At 37.0% G+C, this 15393-nt stretch carries 14 protein-coding genes; all 14 read left to right on the top strand.

The window, feature by feature from the left end:
- Positions 1-15 precede the first annotated feature (15 nt).
- The 14 genes from LACPOB_RS0104750 (at position 16) to dnaB (ending at position 15381) form a co-directional block, all read left to right on the top strand.
- Entirely contained in the window at positions 16-945 is a 930-nt protein-coding gene (locus LACPOB_RS0104750) for a PTS mannose/fructose/sorbose/N-acetylgalactosamine transporter subunit IIC (RefSeq protein ID WP_017867688.1), read from the top strand.
- Positions 932-1753, top strand: a complete 822-nt coding sequence (locus LACPOB_RS0104745; RefSeq protein ID WP_017867687.1) for a PTS system mannose/fructose/sorbose family transporter subunit IID — start codon at positions 932-934, stop codon at positions 1751-1753. The genes LACPOB_RS0104750 and LACPOB_RS0104745 overlap by 14 nt, the downstream gene beginning before the upstream one ends.
- A 288-nt stretch (positions 1754-2041) precedes the next feature.
- Positions 2042-2443 (top strand): PTS sugar transporter subunit IIA, encoded by a 402-nt coding sequence (locus LACPOB_RS0104740; protein WP_017867686.1) that lies wholly within the window; start codon positions 2042-2044, stop codon positions 2441-2443.
- Positions 2444-2463: 20 nt separating this feature from the next.
- The gene (locus LACPOB_RS0104735) at positions 2464-3633 is read left to right on the top strand and encodes an SIS domain-containing protein (protein WP_017867685.1); all 1170 of its coding nucleotides are present in this window, start codon (positions 2464-2466) and stop codon (positions 3631-3633) included.
- An 18-nt stretch (positions 3634-3651) separates the two neighbouring features.
- Entirely contained in the window at positions 3652-4803 is a 1152-nt protein-coding gene (nagA, locus tag LACPOB_RS0104730) for an N-acetylglucosamine-6-phosphate deacetylase (protein ID WP_017867684.1), read from the top strand.
- Positions 4804-5121: 318 nt separating this feature from the next.
- On the top strand, positions 5122-5886 hold the full coding sequence (locus LACPOB_RS0104725; RefSeq protein ID WP_026142753.1) for a DeoR/GlpR family DNA-binding transcription regulator: 765 nt from the start codon (positions 5122-5124) through the stop codon (positions 5884-5886).
- Positions 5887-6095: 209 nt separating this feature from the next.
- Entirely contained in the window at positions 6096-6866 is a 771-nt protein-coding gene (locus LACPOB_RS0104720; RefSeq protein WP_017867682.1) for an ABC transporter ATP-binding protein, read from the top strand.
- A 2-nt stretch (positions 6867-6868) separates the two neighbouring features.
- The gene (locus tag LACPOB_RS0104715; RefSeq protein WP_017867681.1) at positions 6869-8686 is read left to right on the top strand and encodes an ABC transporter permease; all 1818 of its coding nucleotides are present in this window, start codon (positions 6869-6871) and stop codon (positions 8684-8686) included.
- A gap of 63 nt (positions 8687-8749) precedes the next feature.
- Positions 8750-9121, top strand: coding sequence for a GntR family transcriptional regulator (locus LACPOB_RS0104710; RefSeq protein WP_017867680.1), 372 nt, complete (start codon positions 8750-8752; stop codon positions 9119-9121).
- Positions 9118-9993, top strand: a complete 876-nt coding sequence (locus LACPOB_RS0104705) for an ATP-binding cassette domain-containing protein (RefSeq protein ID WP_017867679.1) — start codon at positions 9118-9120, stop codon at positions 9991-9993. The genes LACPOB_RS0104710 and LACPOB_RS0104705 overlap by 4 nt, the downstream gene beginning before the upstream one ends.
- The gene (locus tag LACPOB_RS0104700; RefSeq protein WP_017867678.1) at positions 9990-10769 is read left to right on the top strand and encodes a hypothetical protein; all 780 of its coding nucleotides are present in this window, start codon (positions 9990-9992) and stop codon (positions 10767-10769) included. The genes LACPOB_RS0104705 and LACPOB_RS0104700 overlap by 4 nt, the downstream gene beginning before the upstream one ends.
- 563 nt (positions 10770-11332) lie before the next feature.
- Complete coding sequence (locus LACPOB_RS0104695; RefSeq protein ID WP_017867677.1) at positions 11333-13363, top strand: DHH family phosphoesterase; 2031 nt, start codon at positions 11333-11335, stop codon at positions 13361-13363.
- Between the two features lie 43 nt (positions 13364-13406).
- Complete coding sequence (rplI, locus tag LACPOB_RS0104690; protein WP_017867676.1) at positions 13407-13856, top strand: 50S ribosomal protein L9; 450 nt, start codon at positions 13407-13409, stop codon at positions 13854-13856.
- A 145-nt stretch (positions 13857-14001) separates the two neighbouring features.
- Positions 14002-15381, top strand: coding sequence for a replicative DNA helicase (gene dnaB / locus LACPOB_RS0104685; RefSeq protein ID WP_017867675.1), 1380 nt, complete (start codon positions 14002-14004; stop codon positions 15379-15381).
- Positions 15382-15393: the final 12 nt, after the last annotated feature.

The following is a 15393-nucleotide window of genomic DNA, read 5'->3' as shown; positions in this document are numbered from 1 at the left end:
AAGGAGGTAACATCAATGGATATTTCATGGTGGCAAATATTACTGTTGACGCTTTATGCAGGTTATCAGATCTTGGATGAACTAGAAATAAACTCTAGTGCAGGTTCAGCTGTTTTTGCAGGTTTTATTACAGGTTTGATCATGGGCGATGTTAAAGCTGGTTTACTGATCGGTGGGAGTATGCAATTAACGATCCTTGGTGTAGGTACTTTTGGTGGCGCTTCTAGAATTGATGCTAACTCTGGTACTGTTTTAGCGACAGCCTTTTCTGTAGCAGTCGGCATGAAACCTACACAAGCAATTGCAGCTATCGCTGTACCAGTTGCTTCGTTAATGATACAGACTGACATTTTAGCTCGTTTCACTAATACTTTCTTTGCTCATCGGATCGATAAGAATATTGAAGATTTCAATTATTCAGCTATTAACCGTAACTTTCTTCTTGGTAACATCCCGTGGGCTCTTTCACGTCAGATCCCAGTATTTTTGGCCTTAGCATTTGGTGGAGGTTTAGTTACTAAAGTCGTTAACTATCTCAATACAGATTTAAAGTGGCTTGGTGATGGGCTTTCAGTTGCTGGAGCAGTTTTGCCAGCAGTTGGTTTTGCTATTTTACTTCGTTATTTACCAGTTAAGAAACATTTCCCATATTTGATTTTAGGTTTCACCTTGACTGCTTTATTGTCAACTATCTTTACAAGCATTCAAACCTTAGGGACCGGTTTACAAGGAGTTGCTAAAGACTTTTCCAGTACCTTTAACTCACTACCAATGTTAGCTATTGCTCTGATTGGTTTTGGTTTAGCGGCTATTAGTTATAAGAAAGATATTACACAAAATAATGGTGGATCTGGATCTAGTGGTTCGAATTCTAGCTCAGAAAAACAAGAAGATTCACAGCAAAATGACAATGATGAGGGGGAAATCGAAGATGACGAACTCTAATGAAAATCAAAGATATCAACTGACCGAAAAAGATTTTAAGCAAATCAACCGCAGAAGTTTATTTCTCTTTCAATCAGGTTGGAACTACGAGAGAATGCAAAATACCGGCTATCTTTATCTGATTTTGCCACAGTTGCGTAAGATTTATGGTGACGGAACACCAGAGTTAAAACAAGCGATGAAGACTCATGTTCAATTCTTTAATACTTCTAATTTCTTTAATACTATCATTACGGGGATAGATTTGGCTCTGGAAGAAAAGCAAGGTTCAGAGTCATTGGATGCTGTTGCTGGACTTAAGGCAGGGTTGCTAGGTCCATTTGCTGCAATTGGTGATTCATTGTTTGCTGCCTTAGTCCCAACAATTTTTGGTGCAATTGCTGCTAACATGGCAATCAGTGGGAATCCAACAGGTTTGTTCATTTGGATATTAGCTAATATTTTTATTATGATTTTTCGTTGGAAACAACTTAAGTTTGCCTATAAAGAGGGAGTCAATTTAGTAACAACCATGCAAAATCAAATGAACGCTTTAACTGATGCAGCTACCTTGCTAGGTGTTTTTATGGTTGGTGCTTTGATTGCTACCATGATCAATGTGCATATTGGTTGGAAACCAATGATCGGGAAAGTTCCGCTAGATATCCAAAATACGATCGATATGATGATGCCAAAATTGTTACCAGCAGCTATCGTTGGAATTATCTACTGGATGTTAGGTAAGAAAAATATGACTTCAACTCGTGCGATTTTTATTGTGTTAATAGTTTCTGTAGCTTTATCAGCGTTAGGAGTAATAGCTCAATAAAATCAAGTGAGTAAATTAAGTCTCTTGGATACTGGTAAACAAAAGCTAAGAGACTGGGACAAAACAATATTCCAGTCTCTTCTTTTGCTAAAAATAATCAAATTATCGCTTGTAATTTTTATAGCATAAACGCGTTTCAAAAGTCTGAATCCTCAATGTAATGCCATTTACGCCATTCCTGTCCTGCGCTTTGCTACGGCCAAAAATGGTGTAAACGACGTTATATACCGGCTTCAAAACGACTTTTGTCCCGCTCTTTTGCGTTGAAATAGAAATGGAGGTTTAAGGATGGCAAAACCGTTGATTTTGATCAGCCACGGAAACTTGTGTATAGAGTTAAAGAAAAGTGTTGAACTTATTATGGGCCCACAAGAAGGGATTCAGACAGTAGATCTCCAACCAGGTGAAGGGCAAACAGAGTTTTTACAGAAATTCACAGCAGTAACAAAAGATTTGGCTGATTTCGTTGTTTTTGCTGACCTTTATGGGGGGACACCATGTAATGTTGCTTCCAAGTTATTGCTTTCAGGTAGCCAGTTTAAATTGTATGCCGGAATGAATATGTCGATGGTGATCGATTATTTAAATTCTAATATGTTAGATAATGAACCTGACCCAATAAAAGGTGGAGTCCAGGGGATATGTGATGTTAATAAAACCATACAGGCTTTAGACGATGAAGATGAATAGGAATTAGGGAGGGCGATATAATGTATGAATTATCAAAAAAAGAATTAGAAAAAATGGGCGCAGATATTACAACGCGTGAAATTAAACAACAGCCGGAATTATGGCAAGAAACTTTAGAGATTTACCGAGAAAATCAAGCTGCGTTAGAGACTTTCCTAAATGAGATCAAACAACAGGCAGATGAGAAAATTCGTGTTATTTTTACGGGTGCAGGGACCTCACAATATGTTGGTGATACTTTAGTTCCGTACCTACGGAAAAATGGTGATACCACTGCTTATTCATTTGAAAGTATTGGTACAACTGATATCGTTTCTTGTCCAGATGAAACTTTAATGGCTGATGAACCAACTTTATTAGTTTCGTTTGCTCGAAGTGGAAATAGTCCTGAAAGTGTGGCAGCTGTAAATTTAGCAAGCAACAATATTAACAATATTCATCATCTGATGATCACCTGTGCTAAAGATGGAGCTTTAGCAGTTGATGGAAAACAGGCAGAAAATACTTTTGTTTTACTAATGCCAGAACTGTCAAATGATGATGGCTTTGCGATGACTGGTAGTTTTACTTGTATGACATTGGCTGCATTACTAACGTTTGATATTATAAATATTGAAACTAAAGCAAAATATGTAGCTGCTTTAAGTGAGCTAGGGCATGAGGTAGTTGCACGTGAAGCTGAGATCAAACAAATCGTTGATCATGATTTTGAGCGGATCATCTATCTTGGTTCAGGCAGTTTGTCTGGACTAACACGAGAAGCACAATTGAAAGTTTTAGAATTGACGGCTGGACAAGTCGCAACAGTATTTGACTCTTCGATGGGCTTTCGACATGGACCAAAATCGTTTGTAAATGATAAAACATTGGTTTTTGATTTTGTTAATAACGAAGCATATACACGTGATTATGACCTTGATGTAATGGAAGAAATAAAAGACGATGATATTGCTGTCAAAGTGACTACTGTTGGTCAAGCTGGTAAACGTAATTTTAGTGGTGATAAGTTTGAATTTGGACGAGATAGTTTATTATTACCTGATGGCTATTTGGCATTAGCTGATGTAATGTTTGCTCAAACGCTGGCTTTGTTAACCTCAGTTAAAATTGATAATAAGCCAGATACACCCTCACCAACAGGAACAGTGAATCGTGTCGTTAAGGGTGTTAAGATCCATAGATTTAAATAACTAAAGGAGGGTCGAAGCATGAGTTATTATGTTCATGCAGCTAAGTTTATACTAGCCTCAGGCCTCTCTGAACAAGGTTATTTGGAGATCACTGATGGTAAATTTGGCAAATATACGAAGCAAAGACCAACAAATGCCAAAATTGTTGATTTAGGTGATAGTACAGTTGCCCCCGGTCTAGTGGATACACATATTCACGGATATGCAGATAATGATGTTATGGATAATGATTTTGTTGGATTAAATGAGATCTCTAAAAATTTATTGTCCTGTGGTGTTACTTCCTTTTTGCCGACAACTTTAACGGCGGACGTTGCTGTCTTGAATGAGATTTGTAAAATGATTGGAGACAAGTACACTGAGGTAGAAGGTGCGCGGATCAAAGGAATCTTTTTTGAGGGTCCATTTTTCACGAAGGAACACAAGGGAGCACAAAATCCTGATTATATGATAGATCCGGATTTTGAGATTTTCAAAAAATGGCAAGATTCGGCACAAGGTCTTATAAAAAAAATTGCGCTAGCCCCGGAACGTAAGGGAGCAAAGCAATTTATCGAGAAGGTTAGTCAATCAGGAGTATATGTTGGTATTGGTCATAGTTCTGCAAGTTATGAGGAAGCCCTAGCTTCTGTTTATTCTGGTGCAAGTATCTTTGTGCATACTTTTAATGGAATGAGTGGGCTTGATCATCACGCTCCGGGCATGGTTGGAGCGGCGATGGATACTCCCAATACTTTTGCTGAATTGATTTGCGATGGCCACCATGTAAAACCAGGAGTAGCTAATTTATTGATTCAAGAAAAAGGTAGTTATCATGTTGCTTTAGTTACCGATTGTATGAGTGCTGGTGGAATGCCACCTGGCGATTATGTCTTGGGAGAATTTCCAGTGATCGTTAAGGATGGTGCTGCCCGTTTGAAAGATGGTGGAAGCTTAGCAGGAAGTGTTTTGAAATTATTAGAAGCTGTACAAAATTTGGTACGATGGGGTCGTGTAGATTTATATGATGCATTTAACATGGCTAGTTATGTTCCCGCTCAAAGTATAGGTATCGAAGATGAATGTGGTTTGATTGCTGCTGGCAGAACTGCTGATTTTATCGTAGTTGATCCACAAATCAACTTAAAGTCAACATACCTAGCTGGTCAAGAGGTTTATACTAGTAAATAGATGAATGCGAGGCTGGGACAAAACAATGTTCCAGTCTCTTCTTTTGCTAATAATAATCAAATTATCGCTTGTAATTTTTATAGCATAAACGTGTTTCAAAAGCCTGAATTCTCAATGTAATGCCATTTACGCCATTCCTGTCCTGCGCTTTGCTACGGCCAAAAATGGCGTAAATGGCATTACATACCGGTTTCAAAACGATTTTCGTCCCGCTCTCGTTTTTTATATAAATAGCCTCTGTTTTAGCCATTAAAAATAGCGTATGATAAACATAAAATAATCTAACGAAACTAAGTTATAGGTGGTAAGGAAATGAGCATGTTAAAGCGAGAAAGATTATTAACGATAAAAAAGCTTGTTCAAGAGCATGGCATTATTACCGTGAAGGAATTGATCTATCAGTTAGGCGTCTCTGACATGACTATTCGACGTGATTTAGATGAATTAGCTGAAAGTGGAAAATTAGTCCGAGTTCACGGTGGTGCTCAAAGCATTGATAGTAGTGAGAATAACGAATTATCTCATGTTGAAAAAAAAGAGATTCATCTGGCTGAAAAAGAACAGATAGCTAAAAGAGCGGCACAATTTATTACTGAAGGCGACACAATTTACATCGGACCAGGAACTACACAAGAATTGATCGAACGATATTTACCGAATATTTCTAATTTGCGAGTAGTCACTAATAGTTTTCCGATTTTTCAAAGTTGGAAGAACCACAATAACGTTGATTTGATTTTAGTTGGAGGAAATTACCGTCAGCGTTCAGGTGCTTTTATTGGTGGGCTAGCCAATGATACTTTAGGTGAACTCAAATTTAATAAGGCATTTGTGGGTGTAAATGGTATCCATAATGAAAGTATGATGACAGCTAACACTGAAGAAGGGACTTCTCAAAGTGTGGCTTTGAATAATGCTAAAGAAAAAATAGTGTTGGCAGATAAATTTAAGATCAACCGTGACGATTTTTATCAGTTCTATAATTTATATGATGTTGATCGTCTAATTACGAATCCTGATATTTCAGAAGAAATGATGACACATTACCAGCAATTTACTAAAGTAACCTTTGCAGGGCAATAAGTAATACAAGGGAGCGTCGAGAAATCGATGCTCTTTTTGTTTGCCAATAAAATGTTTCACGTGAAACATTTTTGTGGAATAAGGTGAGTTAGTTGTTTATTGACCTTTTGTATAAAAAAATCTGTTATAAAAGATTGACAAAAGCAAGGGGTACATATATAGTTAGTTACACAAGTAATTAACCGACTAACGAAGTAGGAGAATACAAAATGAAAAAGCAACCAGTCGTATCAGCAAAAGATATTAGAAAAACGTATGGTCATAAGGGCGAAAAACAATACGAAGCATTAAAGGGAATTAGTTTTGATGTTCAGCCAGGTGAGTTTATCGGGATCATGGGTGCTTCCGGATCTGGGAAAACGACATTGTTAAATATTTTGACAACATTAGATCAACCAACGGCGGGCAGTGTTGCAATTAATGGTCAAAATATAACGAATTTAAGTGGAAATGATGTCGCAGACTTTCGTGCTCAAGAAATTGGCTTTATTTTTCAAGACTTTAAACTGTTGGAAAATTTAACTAATAGAGAAAACATGGCTTTGCCACTATCCTTACAAAATGTAGCAATGGCCAAGGTAAAACCGCGGATCGACAAATTAGCTCAACAATTATCGATCACAGAGATCTTAGATAAATATCCAAATGAGATCTCTGGCGGCCAAAAACAACGGGTCGCAGCAGGACGAGCCTTAATTAGTCAACCAGCTATTTTATTTGGAGATGAACCAACAGGAGCCTTAGATTCTGCAAGTACCATCGATTTGTTAGAGATGTTAACTGATGTTAATCAACAACAGAATGTGCCGATATTGATGGTGACACATGATCCATTATCAGCTAGTTATTGCCAACGTATCTTGTTTATTCAAGATGGTCAGATCGGTCAGGAACTTAAACGTGGACAACAGACACCTAAGCAATTCTATCAACAGATCATTGAAAATCTAGGTACTTTTCAGGGGCAGGAGGCTGAATAAGAATGCTGAGAAAATTAGCTTTTACGGGAATTAAGAGTCGCTTACGTGATTACTTAGTTCTCTTTACAGGTTTAGTAATTTCTAGTGGAGTTTTTTATATGTTTGAAGCACTAGCAACTAACCCACTGTTTTTGAAAAGTAGTACCAATGGTATGGGTGTGGCTTCATTTATTTTCCAATTTGGTTCAGTTTTATTAACAGTGATCTCGTTAGTTTATATTTTTTACGCTAATTCATTTTTGTTAAGTATGCGACAACACGATTATGGAATTTTTATGATGTTAGGTGCTAAACCTAGCAAAATTGGACACTTAATTTTGACAGAAACTTTGGTTATCGGGCTAATTTCAAGTGTCGTAGGTGTTATTTTGGGATGTATCTTAACGGCTAGTTTGGGTTCTTATTTAATGCAAAATATCTTACAAAATGATATTGCTAGCTTTCAAGCAGTTTATTTACCAGCTATTCTGATCACATTGGGCTTATATTTGGTTTTATTTGTGATTGCAGGCTTGATCAATCGCCGTAAATTAACTAAAACACCAATCTTAGAGTTGTTGAAGAAAGACAGTCAGCCTAATCGCCCTCAACTTAAACCGATCGGTCAAATTATCCAGGTTGTTTTGGGTGTCTTGTCTTTGGCGATTGGATACTATGTAATGGTGAACTTTTTGAAGTTTAGAGAATTAGGTATCCCGATTGCATTGGTCACAATTGTTCTTGGTTCATATTTCTTATTTAACGCTGTTTTTGTGTGGTTAGTTGTATTACTGAAGAAAAGTAAATGGGCGCAACGTGGAGTTAATAACTTTACTCTGTCACAATTAGGATTTAGGATCAGAAATTATACTAAAATACTTGCCACTGTTTCGATTTTGTTTGCTTTGGCTTTAGGTGCGATTACTGTCGGGATGGGTTTTGGAAAAGACATGGAGTTGTATACTCAAGAAACAAGTGCTTACACGATGGGTATCAAAGATCCAAGCCGAGCGGTGAAAAAAAAGGTTGCTGATTTGGATACAGAAAAGAAAGTTAGCTATGTTCAAAAACAAAGAGGAAATACAGTTTATTATTTAAAGGATGAATTTAATAAAATACCATTTCAAAAGACAGATAATAAATGGTTAAAAGAAGTTGCTAAGGGTAAAAATGTCAATATATCCTATAAAAACTATGATGGGAATAAATTGCAGAAAGATCCAAGCGCACTGTATTCTTACCAACAAGATCTTGAAAATGAGGTTAAAGTAGTTTCAGCAGATGAATTTAAGAAGATCCAAGCCCCACGACAAGAATTCTATTTGTTTAGAGTCAAAGATATTAAGCATAATAAAAGTGACTTAGACCAAATTGTTAAAACAGCTTATCCTGAAAATTATCAAAAAATGCGTACTGAGATTCCTGGTGAATATAGTAGTTATTTGTCTGCTTTGGAGATTTTTGGTGGTTTTGAATTTATGGGCTTTTTCTTGGGAATTGCTTTCTTAGCAATGTTAGCAAGTTGTTTGATGTTTAAAATCCTCAGTGGAGCAAACAGCGATAGACATCGTTATGAAATGCTGAATAAATTAGGTGTTAGAAGAAAAGCTTTACGTCGCTCTATTTCCCGGGAAATAATGGTTTTGTATGTTTTACCTGGAATTTTAGGGATCGTGCATGTTTTGTTTGGACTTCAACTATTTAAAACATTGCTGTTAGCACCTTACCGTGGAATTTGGTTGCCGTTTTTAATTTTTATTGTGTTATATTTGATTTATTATTTGATTACTGTCAAGTTGTATGAGCAAATCGTTTTACCAGATGTAAAAATCGATAAGTAGGATGAATAAATTAACTAGTAAAAATAAGACAAGAGGTGCCAACAATGAAATTTGGTGAAGATAATGCAATTTAATTTTGATAGTTCGGAGCCCTTATATTTACAAGTGGCAAAGCAAATTGAAAATGCAATTTTCGTAGGTAGTTTTGAGGCCGGAGAACAGGTTCCATCAACCACAGAAATCTCTCGCGACTTTCAAATTAATCCGGCAACAGTTCTAAAGGGTATGAACATTCTCGTTTCGGATGGGCTGATTCAGAAAAAAAGGGGTCGTGGGATGTTTGTTTTGGAAGATGCACAAGAAAAAATAAGAGTTAAGCGAAAAGACGAATTCTTTCAGGATTATATTTTAAAAATGGTCATTGAAGCTAAAAGTTTAGGCTTAAATCAAGATACCGTTATTTCTCTAGTAGAAAGGGGATTTAAACAAAAATGACAGAAGTAAGTTTAAATCAAATAACAAAAAAATTTGGCAAACAAACAGTCCTAAATGATATTAGTTTGCAGCTTAAGCCGGATACGATCTACGGTTTACTTGGACGTAATGGTGCTGGAAAAAGTACTTTGCTAAATATCTTGACCAATCGTATTCCAGCAAGTTCTGGCAGTGTGTTGATCGACGGGCAAACAAATATTAATAATGATCGAGTACTTGGGAAAATTTATTTAATGAGTGAAGCTAATTTATATCCGAACCGAGCTAAAGTCTTTCAAATTTTTCGTCAAACAGCTCACTTTTATTCTGGTTTTGATTTTGAATTAGCACATCAACTGGCTTCTAAGTTTGGACTAAATGAAAATCTACGTTTTAGTAAATTATCAACGGGTTATCGGTCTATTTTAAAGGATATCATTGCATTAAGTGTCGATGCCGAATTGATTTTATTAGATGAACCTACTTTAGGTTTAGATGCTAATCACCGTGAACTATTTTATCGTGAGTTAGTCGAGACTTATGCGCAGCGCCCACGGACTTTTGTGATTTCAACTCATTTGATCGAGGAGATAGCCGGTATGATCGAAAATGTGTTGTTAATACGGGATGGAAAACTACTACTTGATGACACGGCTGAAAATTTACTGGCGCAGAGTTATTCTGTGACCGGTCCTGAAAAAGAAGTTCAAGAATACACTGCGGGTCTTAATGTGATCGGTCATGATAATTTGGGAAAATTACGTTCAGACTATGTTTTTGGGCAATTGGACGAAGAGCGTGTTTTACCTGATACAGTTACCGTTGAAGGAATCGATCTGCAGAAGTTGTTTATTAATTTGACCGGACAAACAGATAAGGAGGGTCAGCTTTGAAATTAAAAAAGGCTTTTCAATATCAGCTAGTGAGTGGCTCTAAACTTTTAGGTTGGACTGTGCTATGGATCATAGCTGCGATCATCATTGTTCCAATTATCACAACAGCTTTAGTAGGTCGAGTCAATTCACTAAGTGTAAATGATTTCTTACCAGCTGGGTTATTAGAGTTTTCTCTAAATGTCTTTTTAATATTTTATAGTGCGGTAACTTATGATGGTTTTCAGAATATGATTCAAAATGGGATTGGCCGTAAGACATATTTTTATTCCAAAACACTTGTAATTGGCTTGTTAGCCCTAGTGGGTAGTTTAGTTAGTGTTGGATATAATTTGTTAGTAAGCCCTTTTTCTCCAGTTGAAAGGGAGGGGGCATTTTCATTAGAAACGATGTATTATCATTTCTTTTCAAATAGTTTTATGAATCATTTTATGCCGTTTGTTTTATTAGTTTTATTAACAATTTGTATTGCAGCAACATTTATGTTTATAGGCAGTATTTTAGGGTTATTTGAGCGTCGGACTCAAATTGCTTTGATCATGGGTGTGCCAATTGTTTCGCTGATTGCTTTTATGGTTTTGGCAAGTGCTAACGAAGGAGTTTCTTTGAAATTAACTTGGATCGTGCAGGCCTTAATGTGGATCGCTGGTGAAACTGGTAATGCTACGGCTGGGGCATTAAACCCTTTTCAGCCACTAATATCAGGAATCGTGTATTCGATAATTATGTTTGCAGGCGCGTATTTCTTCAATCTGAAATTAAAGACACCACGTTAAAGTTTAATATATAAACAATCTAAGATTAGTTCTGATATGAAATGATTTTTATCGATTCATATCAGAACTTTTTGTTTACACTGAAAGTGGGGTTAAGGTTGTTCATACTCCCTGGGACTTCGAGTCCATGGTTTAAAAAGGCCTTCGTCACTTTTAACGCACAAATGTGATTTAAGATTGAGACAAAAGATGTTTTGAAGCCGATGTGTAACGATGATTGTATTATTTTGCGAAGGACCAGAATAAGAATTGTTGTTACAGTAAGGCTTCAATCTTTTAGAATCGCACAGTTAGTTATGCCCCAGCCTTTTTTCGTGTTTTTGTTTATTATAGTAACAACATTGACTATGTGAAATTCGGTATTTGTCACCAAATATGATAAAATATAAAAAGATGTGCACTTAAGTAAGTGTATTTCGCAAAGGGGAAGTTAATTGATTTAGTTTGAAAAACTGTCGTGCTATGAACTTGAAGGCGGTTTGCTTTTTTGTTTAAATAATGTTTGGAATCTAAGCTACATTTAAATTTTACATAGTAGGGGTCGAAAAAGAAGAGGAAGTTTTATGAAGAACAAGTTTATAAAAACATTTGGCGATATACCTGAGATCTTTAAAAACGAACAGTTCCGTCTAGTTGCTATTTTATTGATTATAATGGCCGCTGTGAGTGATGTTTTAGCGTTTGCTTTTAATTGGATCTTTGGGGTTATTTTTTTATTGATTTTAGTTTTAGTAGTTGCTGGGGCGTTTACTACTTTGACGCAGATCCGTGCACAAACAAGTGATTATATTTCGGATTTAACGTATCGGATCCAGCGAGATGAGCAAGATGCTTTGATCAGGATGCCGATCGGGATTTTATTGTTTAATGAAGAGACTGAGATCGATTGGGTCAACCCGTATTTGCAAAGTTATTTTGGTAAAGCTGATATTTTAGGGCGTAAGTTAAATGAAGTTGATCCAGATTTAGCGAAAATGATCGAAGAAAATATTGATCAAAAAGGTACGACGGAGATCCAGTGGCATGATAATTACTTTAATTTATTGATTCAAAAAGACATGCGCGCTGTTTATTTATTAGATATTACGCATTATGCTGAAATTCAGAAGAAATATGATGATTCACAACTGGTCATAGGCCAGGTCTTTTTAGATAATTATGATGAAGTAACTAAGTCGTTAAATGATACAGAAATTACTAATTTAGATAGCTTTGTAGCTAATACTTTGTCTAATTGGGCGCAGAAATTCGGTATGTTTTTGAAAAAAGTTGCTGAAGATCGTTATTTTGTTTTAGCGTATACTGGTATTTTAAATGAAATCGAAAATGAAAAATTTAAGATACTCGATGTTGTTCGTGAAAAAACATCGAAGGGTAATTCCCCATTGACCTTGAGTATTGGGATCGCATATGGTGATGAGGACCTTTCAGAATTATCTGAACAGTCACAAAATAACTTAGACCTTGCTTTAGGTCGTGGTGGTGACCAGGTCGTCGTACGTAAAGTTGATGGTCAAGCACGCTTTTATGGTGGAACAACTGACCCGATGGCTAAGAGGACACGTGTCCGTGCACGTATGATCTCGCAGGCATTACGTGATTTAATGGGACAGTCTAAGCAGATTTTCGTAATGGGACACCAAAGACCAGATATGGATTCGATCGGTGCTTGTTTAGGTATCAGAAGAATTGCGGCTATGAATAAAAAACAGTGTTGGGTCGTTATCGATCAAGATAACTTACATTCGGATGTGGCACGCTTGATGGATGAACTAAAAAAAGATGAGAAGATCAATGCTTCGATCATTACCTCTGAAGAAGCGATAGAAAAGGCTGATCAAGAGGATCTTTTGATCATGGCTGACCATTCCAAGCGTTCTATTTCAGCAAGCCCGGACTTATATGATAAACTAGAAAACCGGTTGATGGTTATCGATCATCATCGTCGTGGAGAAGAATTCCCTGAAAATCCAATGTTAGTTTATATTGAACCGTATGCTAGTTCGACCTGTGAATTGATCACCGAAATGTTTGAATATCAGGCTCGTGAAAGTGAGCCGATCAATCGGATCGAAGCAACAGCAATGTTGACCGGAATAGTGGTTGATACACAATCATTTTCACAGCATACAGGGACAAGGACATTTGATGCAGCTAGTTATTTAAGAGCTTTGGGCGCCGATCAAGCACTATCTAGCCAATTTATGAAGGAAAATGTTGATAGTTATATGAATCGTAGTCATTTGATCGACCGGGTCGAATTTAGGGATGATGGTAATGCAATTTGTGCTGGTGAAGATGATCGTAGCTATGACCCTGTTACAGCAGCACAAGCTGCAGATTCGTTGTTAGATGTTAGTGGAGTTGAAGCTTCATTTGCCATCACTAAGCGATCTGAGGGCTCTGTTGGTATTTCTGCACGTAGTAGTGGTAAGCGGAACGTGCAATTGATCATGGAACAAATGGGTGGTGGCGGTCATTTATCCGTCGCTGCGACCCAAATTGATGATACAACTGTTTCAAAAGTACGTGAAGAGTTGCTTGAAATTTTACATGATCAGCAGGAAAATGAAGAGGAAGCTGAAGAGTCTTGATCAGTTTACTCCACTCTGTTTGAAAATTTGAGGAGGTATTTTGATGAAAGTAATTTTTACGCAAGATGTTCGTAATAAAGGACAAAGAGGGGAAGTTAAAGAAATTCCTGATGGATATGCTAACTTCTTGATCAAAAACGATAAAGCAAAACGTGCAAGTGCTGCCGCCATGAGTAAACTAAGGGGCCAGCAACATGCCGAAGCTAAAAAAGAAGCCGAGATTTTGGCTGAAGCTAAAGATTTAAAAGAAAAATTAGAATCTGGCAAATATGTGGTTGAATTGAAGGCTAAAGCTGGTAAAGATGGCCGTTTGTTTGGTTCGATCACTTCAAAGCAAATCGCACAGGGTATGGAAAAACAATATGGCCTTAAAATCGATAAACGTAAGATGGATTTAAAAGAACCAATTCGTTCGATGGGGTATGTTAATGTGCCAGTTAAGTTGCACAATGACGTTCCCTCTAAGATCCGGGTTCATATTTCCGAACAATAATAAATTATAAAAGGCACTTTGCCATATGTTGTTTAAAGGGACCTAAGAGTGGTGATTCTTAGGCCCTTTCTTTTACTGGAATTTAGTGAAAAAACGACTATAATGATTTGAAAGTAAGAATTTAAGATTAGAAAGGATCGCAGTCATGAATAATGACGTTTTAACGGATAATTTACCGCCACAAAATATTGAGGCCGAACAAGCAGTCCTTGGATCAGTTTTTTTGAGTACTGATGCATTAGCTGATGCTATGGAATATGTTGAACCCGATGATTTTTATCGCCGTGCACATCAAATTATGTTTCAAGCCATGATCGAACTAAATGATGCCGGGGAAGGAATCGATGTTGTGACTGTCAAAGATCGTCTGGAGCAGGATAATCAACTTGATGATGTCGGCGGAGTGGCTTATATTGCCGAATTAGCTCAGGCAGTTCCAACGGCAGCAAATGCCTCTTATTATGCACAAATCGTGGAACAAAAAGCGATGTTGCGGAGATTGATCTCAGCTGCTACTAACATTATGAGTTCTGCTCAAAACCAAGATGACGATGTACCAGCTTTATTAGACGATGCTGAACGACAGATCATGGATGTTTCGGAGCGACGAAATCGAAGTGGCTTTAAGCCGATCGATCAAGTTTTAAAAAATGCTTTGGAAGAAGTTGATAAGCTATCGCAGGAGCATGAAGATATTACTGGTTTACCAACTGGTTATCGTGACTTTGATTTGATGACTGCGGGGTTACAACCTGATAATTTAATTATCTTGGCTGCGCGTCCAGCCGTTGGTAAAACAGCCTTCGCATTAAATATTGCCCAAAATGTGGGAACAGCAACCGATTCTAACGTAGCTATTTTTTCTTTGGAAATGAGTGCGGAATCTTTAGTTAACCGGATGTTATGTGCAGAGGGTTCGATCAACGCCAATCATTTAAGAAACGGGCAACTTGACGATGACGAATGGCAAAATTTGATCGTGGCGATGGGGGCATTATCGAAGACCAATATTTATATTGATGATACTCCTGGTATCAAAATGAGCGAGATCCGAGCAAAATGTCGGCGTCTAGCTAAAGAAAAGAATGGCTTAGATTTGATCGTTGTTGACTATTTACAGTTAATTGAAGGTTCTAATAAAGAAAGTCGTCAACAAGAAGTATCTGAAATTTCCAGGCAGCTAAAAAAATTAGCGAAAGAATTATCAGTTCCGATCATTGCTTTGTCACAGTTATCACGTGGAGTTGAGCAAAGGCAAGACAAACGACCTGTTTTGTCTGATATACGTGAATCTGGTTCTATCGAACAGGATGCCGATATTGTTGCATTTTTATACCGTGATGATTATTACGAACGTGAAGATGACGATGATGACAATGATGAGCAAGACGAAGAAAATCAAGATGTTGGTGAAGTTGAGCTGATTATTGAAAAGAACCGTGCTGGTGCACGTGGAACAGTAAAACTGTTATTTATTAAATCGTATAATAAATTCTCAAATATAGCTTATCAACCAGAACAGTAACAAATATACAAG

It is taken from the genome of Ligilactobacillus pobuzihii E100301 = KCTC 13174 (assembly GCF_000349725.1).
In the GTDB taxonomy this organism is placed as follows: domain Bacteria; phylum Bacillota; class Bacilli; order Lactobacillales; family Lactobacillaceae; genus Ligilactobacillus; species Ligilactobacillus pobuzihii.
Note: the sequence above shows the minus strand (reverse complement) of the source record. Positions and strands in the feature narration are given on the sequence as shown.

Excerpts from the sequence above, each read along its gene's own strand:
- LACPOB_RS0104750 (WP_017867688.1), top strand. The coding sequence starts at position 16 with ATGGATATTTCATGGTGGCAAATATTACTGTTGACGCTTTATGCAGGT.
- LACPOB_RS0104745 (WP_017867687.1), top strand. The coding sequence starts at position 932 with ATGACGAACTCTAATGAAAATCAAAGATATCAACTGACCGAAAAAGAT.
- LACPOB_RS0104740 (WP_017867686.1), top strand. The coding sequence starts at position 2,042 with ATGGCAAAACCGTTGATTTTGATCAGCCACGGAAACTTGTGTATAGAG.
- LACPOB_RS0104735 (WP_017867685.1), top strand. The coding sequence starts at position 2,464 with ATGTATGAATTATCAAAAAAAGAATTAGAAAAAATGGGCGCAGATATT.
- nagA (WP_017867684.1), top strand. The coding sequence starts at position 3,652 with ATGAGTTATTATGTTCATGCAGCTAAGTTTATACTAGCCTCAGGCCTC.
- LACPOB_RS0104725 (WP_026142753.1), top strand. The coding sequence starts at position 5,122 with ATGTTAAAGCGAGAAAGATTATTAACGATAAAAAAGCTTGTTCAAGAG.
- LACPOB_RS0104720 (WP_017867682.1), top strand. The coding sequence starts at position 6,096 with ATGAAAAAGCAACCAGTCGTATCAGCAAAAGATATTAGAAAAACGTAT.
- LACPOB_RS0104715 (WP_017867681.1), top strand. The coding sequence starts at position 6,869 with ATGCTGAGAAAATTAGCTTTTACGGGAATTAAGAGTCGCTTACGTGAT.
- LACPOB_RS0104710 (WP_017867680.1), top strand. The coding sequence starts at position 8,750 with ATGCAATTTAATTTTGATAGTTCGGAGCCCTTATATTTACAAGTGGCA.
- LACPOB_RS0104705 (WP_017867679.1), top strand. The coding sequence starts at position 9,118 with ATGACAGAAGTAAGTTTAAATCAAATAACAAAAAAATTTGGCAAACAA.
- LACPOB_RS0104695 (WP_017867677.1), top strand. The coding sequence starts at position 11,333 with ATGAAGAACAAGTTTATAAAAACATTTGGCGATATACCTGAGATCTTT.
- rplI (WP_017867676.1), top strand. The coding sequence starts at position 13,407 with ATGAAAGTAATTTTTACGCAAGATGTTCGTAATAAAGGACAAAGAGGG.
- dnaB (WP_017867675.1), top strand. The coding sequence starts at position 14,002 with ATGAATAATGACGTTTTAACGGATAATTTACCGCCACAAAATATTGAG.